The sequence below is a fragment of the Bacteroidota bacterium genome, assembly GCA_039714315.1.
GTDB lineage: Bacteria > Bacteroidota > Bacteroidia > Flavobacteriales > JADGDT01 > JADGDT01.
In genome coordinates this window covers 1-6,125 of the sequence record JBDLJM010000167.1, presented here as the reverse complement: position 1 = coordinate 6,125, position 6,125 = coordinate 1, and the positions used below count along the sequence as shown (strand labels likewise).

General features: G+C 34.6%; 5 protein-coding genes, 1 tRNA gene and 1 pseudogene. 5 read left to right on the top strand and 2 right to left on the bottom strand.

Annotated features, from left to right (window positions below):
* Positions 1-490: 490 nt before the first annotated feature.
* The 3 genes from ABFR62_12605 to ABFR62_12595 all read left to right on the top strand — a co-directional run bounded on the left by ABFR62_12605 (position 491) and on the right by ABFR62_12595 (position 2,153).
* Positions 491-1,570 carry a DNA replication/repair protein RecF gene (locus ABFR62_12605; GenBank protein MEN8139263.1) on the top strand — a complete coding sequence of 360 codons (1,080 nt, stop codon included), beginning with the start codon at positions 491-493 and terminating at the stop codon, positions 1,568-1,570.
* Positions 1,571-1,606: 36 nt separating this feature from the next.
* Complete coding sequence (locus tag ABFR62_12600; GenBank protein MEN8139262.1) at positions 1,607-1,927, top strand: DUF721 domain-containing protein; 321 nt, start codon at positions 1,607-1,609, stop codon at positions 1,925-1,927.
* Between the two features lie 151 nt (positions 1,928-2,078).
* A tRNA-Pro gene (locus tag ABFR62_12595) sits at positions 2,079-2,153 on the top strand.
* Between the two features lie 368 nt (positions 2,154-2,521).
* Here ABFR62_12595 and ABFR62_12590 read toward each other — a convergent pair.
* The gene (locus ABFR62_12590) at positions 2,522-3,997 is read right to left on the bottom strand and encodes a fibronectin type III domain-containing protein (GenBank protein ID MEN8139261.1); all 1,476 of its coding nucleotides are present in this window, start codon (positions 3,995-3,997) and stop codon (positions 2,522-2,524) included.
* A 182-nt stretch (positions 3,998-4,179) separates the two neighbouring features.
* Between ABFR62_12590 and ABFR62_12585 the strand changes: the two genes are divergently transcribed.
* Positions 4,180-5,079 carry a TIGR01777 family oxidoreductase gene (locus tag ABFR62_12585; protein MEN8139260.1) on the top strand — a complete coding sequence of 300 codons (900 nt, stop codon included), beginning with the start codon at positions 4,180-4,182 and terminating at the stop codon, positions 5,077-5,079.
* Positions 5,080-5,156: 77 nt separating this feature from the next.
* Complete coding sequence (locus ABFR62_12580) at positions 5,157-5,534, top strand: PH domain-containing protein (GenBank protein ID MEN8139259.1); 378 nt, start codon at positions 5,157-5,159, stop codon at positions 5,532-5,534.
* Positions 5,535-5,649: 115 nt separating this feature from the next.
* Here ABFR62_12580 and ABFR62_12575 read toward each other — a convergent pair.
* Positions 5,650-5,760, bottom strand: a pseudogene (locus ABFR62_12575) (transposase).
* Between the last annotated feature and the right edge of the window lie 365 nt (positions 5,761-6,125).

Here is a 6,125-nt window from a genome sequence, read left to right as displayed (position 1 = left end):
CAACTCATTTCTCCTTCAACTCCATAGCATAGTTAAGCGTCAGTTCCCTGCGGGGTACCAGCTCTATCCCTAGCGCAAAAAAGACATTAAACTTTGAACCCTTCGACTACGCTCAGGGCAAGCTTTAGACTTTGAACTTTAGACTTTGAACTTTAGACTTTAGACTTTACCTCGCTGGCACTCTTATTTCAAAAGGTGCTCGGTGAACCTCCTCCGTCGGTTTAAACTTTAGACTTCAACCCCTTCAACTACACTCAGGACATGCTTGTATCTTTTTCCTTTTACCTTGTAACCAGCAACCAGTAACCAGCAACCAGCAACCAGCAACCAGCAACCAGCAACCAGCAACCAGCAACCAGCAACCAGCAACCAGTAACCCTTTAAACTTTTCACCCTAAACTTGTTTCAGGATAAACTTTTAACTTTTAACTTTCAACTTTCAACATAATCCATTTACATTTGCAGTCAACCTTTTTCCATAAAACCACAAATGCATTTAAAGAACCTAAGTCTAATAAATTATAAAAATTTCAAAACTGTACAGTTTGATTTATCTCCACAGATAAATTGTTTTGTGGGAAATAATGGAATAGGAAAAACAAATGTTCTGGATTCTATATACTATCTGTCCTTTACCAAAAGCTATTTCAATACTGTCGACAGTCAAAATATCCGTCACGGAGAATCATTTTTTGTAATCGAAGGTGTATTTGAAAAAAACAACAGAGAAGAACATTTGTTTTGCGGTGTGCAAAAAGGACAGAAAAAAGCGATAAAACGCAATTCTAAATTATATCCAAAACTCCAGGATCACATCGGTGAGTTCCCACTGGTAATAATATCTCCCTCCGACAGAGATTTAATCTCGGAAGGAAGCGATGTCAGGAGAAAATTTATCGATGGCGTAATTTCGCAGTTCGATTCTCAATACTTAAGCAACTTATTAGATTACAACAAACAGCTGAGTCAGCGAAATGCTCTGCTTAAATACTTTGCCATAAACAGAGTCTGGGACGAAAACAGTCTGGTTATTTACGATGAAATAATGAACGGGCTGGCCCAAAATATTTATCAAAAAAGAAAAGAATTTATAAACGATATGCTGCCTACTTTTTTGGACAGATACAATTCAATATCCGAAAACAAAGAAGCAGTAACCATAGAATATAAGTCGGGACTGGAATCGGATTCTCTTATAGAACTGCTAAAACAAAACCGCGATAAAGACAGGGCTTCTCAATACACAACAGCAGGAACTCATAAGGATGATCTAATCTTTAAGATCGGTGATTATCCTATTAAAAAATTCGGTTCACAGGGCCAGCAGAAAACTTTTTTAATAGCTCTTAAATTAGCTCAGTTCGAATACCTGAAAAGATTGAAAAAAAGTACTCCTATTTTACTTCTGGACGATGTGTTCGATAAGCTGGACGAAAACCGGGTGGAACAAATAATTCGTCTGGTCAACCAAAATTATTTCGGGCAGATATTTATTTCGGACACTCACCCCGAACGAACAGAAAATATAGTTAAGAAGATCAACGAAGAGTATAAAATATTCAACCTTTAATAAGGTATTATCTAAATACAACCGAAAAAACTAAGCATGTACAAAAAATCGAAATATAACTTTGGCTACCGCAAAAAAGACCCCATCAGTTTAAAAGACGGATTGAAAAATATTTATTCCGAATACAAAATGGAAGAAAAACTGGACATCGTAGAAATCAGAAATAAATGGGAAGAGATTATGGGTAAAGCCATAAGCAACAAGACCACATCAATAGAATTGTACAGGGGTACCCTTCGTATCTCGCTAAACTCTTCTGTATTAAAACAGGAATTAATTTTCGCCAAAGATAAAATCAGAACACACCTCAACGAAGCCATTGGTAAAGAAGCTATTAAGGAAGTGATTTTAGTTTAACTCCGGTTCTTATATTAAACTAACGATATAAACAGTTTTTTTCACCCCATCGTCATTACAAAAACATACATATTCCACAAAAGTTTTTCTTTTAACAACAAACTTTTTTATTTACATTCGCGGTCTGATACCTAATTACAGGTATCAAGTTCGGGGTGTAGCTCAGTCCGGTTAGAGTACCCGTCTGGGGGGCGGGGGGTCGGAGGTTCAAGTCCTCTCACCCCGACAAAACACAATCCCTTTTGAACTTTGTTCAAAAGGGATTTTTTGTTTCCAAAAGTGTCGAAAGCTCGCTTTCGTAAAACTTTTGGAAACAAAAAATCCTCAAACGCGAAAGCGTTTGAAAGGATTGAGTTTTGAATCGACTCCCCCCAAGGACTCACCGAGCGCCAGCGAGGTAATTCCTCTCCTTTAATAAACTAAATTCTCCCTCAAAAAGCGTTTGGAAAGTATTCCGTTTTGAATCGACTCCCCCCAAGGACTCACCGAGCGCCAGCGAGGTAAACCTCTTATCTACAACAAATCAAAACCTTCACTATCCTGAAAGATTTCACATGGCATTTTGATATTTATTTGGTATTATTAACAAATATTTTAATTTGTCTCTATTACCACATTAAAATCCAATATGTACGTAACTCCATTCTCCTTTATTAAAACATACCCGTATTTTAAATATCCTATCTCATTATAATCACTTAACGATAACTTAGGACTTGAAATTGCACTTGGATATAATATATAACTGGGAATTTCAATATTAACTCCCCCGTGAAAACCAACTACATCTACACTTTCAATATTCTGAGTAAATTTCACATTAAGCTGCCCGGGAAAATAAGTACTATGCATTCTATACAAAGTTGCTTTTTCGACATCTATACCGGGATGAATGGAATGAGAAGTGAAAGTAAATTCTTTTTCTGTTGTTTTTCTGAATTTTGTTTCTTCAGCTACTAATTTTACTGTATACTCAGTATTCGGGTCAAAATTTTCAAGTTTATACTTAAGTCCTCCTAAATGTGTGTATTCCGGATGAGCTTGCTCTCCATTCAAGTATAAAAAGTAAATAACCTGAGTCCCATCTTCCATTGTAGAAGGTGTCCAGTTAACAATTATCAAATCAGATGTTTCATATTTTATACTTATTTCAAAATCTGAAGGACTCGGATAAGTTCTGGTCGTAAAAGTAATTGACTCCTCCGTTGAAGTATTATTCGATGCTACTGCAATGATTTTAACAGTATATTCTTTACCCTCCTCTAAACCTCGTATATAATAGTCAGTAATATTATTGCTATCTTCATTAATGGTATATTGCCCGACTTTTTCGTTATCAACGTATATTTGATAATAAATAAAAGAACCATCTTCAACGGTGGGTGTAGTCCAGTACACTGTGATACCAGCCGGGGATGTATCCTCTATAGCAAGCGGAAATTGTGACGGTGGGGTACCAAGAGTTTTAAAAGTTATTTCCTGGTATGTACCTTTATTTGTTTTACTTTTTGCCACTATTTTTATGGTGTATTTTTTAAAGGGTGATAAGTTTTCCAAAAGGAATTCTGTTGTAGTAATATCATTTTTTATTAATATATCATCTAAATACAAATCATAAACAACTTCCTCATTGTTTGGGAGTGTTGCTTCTGTCCAGCTAATTGTTGCATTAGTAGTACTAATACTACCAACCGTAACTTCAAATACAGATGGAGCCAAATCTTCTTTTGTAATAAATTCAAACAATTCTTCTTTTGACTTTCCATTACTGCTATTTGCTATTATTTTACCTAAATAAAATGATTTACTATTTAACCCCTCAAGAACATACTTAGTACTTGTATGGTTTTCTTTAATTATACTCCCTCCTAAATAAATATCATATTTAATAGTTGAACCATCTGATGCTGTTGAAGCAGTCCACTCCAGATCGACAGAATATGGAAGAATATTCTTTATTCCTATTTCAAAATCACTGGGAGTAGGAACAATAATCACCTGTTCTTCATCAGCGCAAGAAATGAAAACTGACATAAGAACTAAGACAAATAAGGGGATATTTTTTTTCATAATTAGTTTATACTTTTTATTTACAAGCTAAAATAACATAAATAGCCTAATAAGGAACAATTATCATATTTATCTAAAATCCTATAAAACAATTATCATATTATTTACAACACTGATAAACAATTCACAATAATGTAAATTTCCCAACGAAGTTACCTACCTTTACAATAAAACAACTCAAAATGGGCAAAAATGTTCTAATAACAGGCGGAACAGGTTTAGTAGGAAGAGCTGTTTCAAAATTATTAGAAAGCAAAGGCTATAACATTGCGGTTTTATCCAGGAAAAAAAATGTTAAAGGAGTAAAATCTTTTCACTGGGATTATACAAAAGGAATCATCGACAAAAAAGCAATAGAATTTGCCGATGTGATAATTCACCTGGCGGGTGAGAATATCTCCAATAAAAACTGGTCAACGCAGCAAAAGGAAAAAATTGTAGAAAGCCGGGTCAATACCACAGAGTTACTGTTTGATGCAGTACGCACAAGTTCTAAAAAAGTTGAAGCTTTTATTTCGGCCTCAGCAGTTGGCTATTACGGCAGCATAACTTCTCCAAAAATATTCAAAGAAAACGATCTTCCGGGAAATGATTTCCTTGCACAAACAGTTTTGCAATGGGAAAATCAAGTTGATATGTTCAACGATATATCAGTGAGAACTGTAAAACTCAGATTTGGAGTAGTCCTTTCAAAACACGGAGGAGCACTTCAAAAAATGCTCACCCCAATAAAACTCGGTCTCGGTTCGCCTTTGGGTTCCGGAAGACAATATATTCCCTGGATAGAAATTTCGGATTTAGCAGAAATGATTCTCTTTGCAGTTGAAAATGAAAATATTTCCTCTACATACAATGCTGTTTCTCCCGAACATATTACCAACTCGGAACTTACAAAAAAAATTGCCAAACATTTAAATAAGGGATATTTCATGCCAAATGTACCATCTTTCATTTTAAAAATGCTTTTTGGCAAAATGTCGGATATCATCCTCAAAGGCAGCAGGGTTTCTTCGGATAAAATTCAAAATGAAGGTTTTAAATTTAAATATTATAAAATAGATAAACTCATTTCTACGCTGTAGAAAAAGCAGAACATAGCCCAATTAACCCTGACAAAATTATCACTACATTGCTTCTTTTAAATCATAAAACTAAAAACATGGGCTTATTCTCATCACTACTTGGAAATGCAGGGGCTGTAGATCCCGGGAAACTTAAAAATGAATATTCAAATCTACTAATAGACAATGAGGAAATCGAGATCGGGTTCAAACTTATTCGCGATACTTTTATTTTTACTAACAAACGCTTAATTCTGGTAGATAAACAGGGAATAACAGGCTCTAAAGTTTCTTATTTTACAATCAGTTATAAGTCAATAACCCGCTTTGCAGTAGAAACAAACGGACATTTCGACCTCGATGCGGAACTGAAAATCTGGATATCGTCGGAAACAACACCAAGTATCTCAAAAAAATTCAATAAAAGTGTTAATATCTATGATGTTCAAAAGGTGCTTGCCAAGTATGTGTTGTAAATATATCAGATACAAAAACCTAAGAGTACAAACATAATTTAGTAAAAGGCTATTTATTTAGAAGCGGATAATTATGTCTACGGATCAAGTCCATTTTCTGGGGAGTCTTAAAAAATTAGGCATAAAGTTTACATAATCTGAACAAGAAAAATAGGATATCTTTCACTCCTCTAAATTGCCATCTAAACTATTTAATTTTGGCATTGAAAGATTCTGCAGAAGCATGTTAGTTAGTCTACACCTCTCACTAGTCTAAACTGTCCTTAATATAGTATTGGCTGAAAGCCATACTTAATTCCGGTCAAAGGCAACGCCTTGACATATTGTGTAAATGTTTAATATTTCGCCCTGAAAGGGCATATTAAAATACATATGTTAATCAGAATTTTGTTGTTCTTTACATGGAAAACTATATGTACATATAATTTTGATAGAGATTGGGACATTATTCATATTGTTTTAGCTGCCCTTTCAGGGCGTATTCATATTTCACACCTTCAACAAAAGGTGATACCTTTTGTTGAATTAATCTGCCACTTCGTGGCGATGACAAATTGACTACTTACAATGTACAAAATATAATGTTGTCAA

What these genes read in the sequence shown, in the direction of transcription:
- ABFR62_12605 (MEN8139263.1), top strand. Translation starts at nt 491, where the DNA reads ATGCATTTAAAGAACCTAAGTCTAATAAATTATAAAAATTTCAAAACT.
- ABFR62_12600 (MEN8139262.1), top strand. Translation starts at nt 1,607, where the DNA reads ATGTACAAAAAATCGAAATATAACTTTGGCTACCGCAAAAAAGACCCC.
- ABFR62_12590 (MEN8139261.1), bottom strand. Translation starts at nt 3,997, where the DNA reads ATGAAAAAAAATATCCCCTTATTTGTCTTAGTTCTTATGTCAGTTTTC.
- ABFR62_12585 (MEN8139260.1), top strand. Translation starts at nt 4,180, where the DNA reads ATGGGCAAAAATGTTCTAATAACAGGCGGAACAGGTTTAGTAGGAAGA.
- ABFR62_12580 (MEN8139259.1), top strand. Translation starts at nt 5,157, where the DNA reads ATGGGCTTATTCTCATCACTACTTGGAAATGCAGGGGCTGTAGATCCC.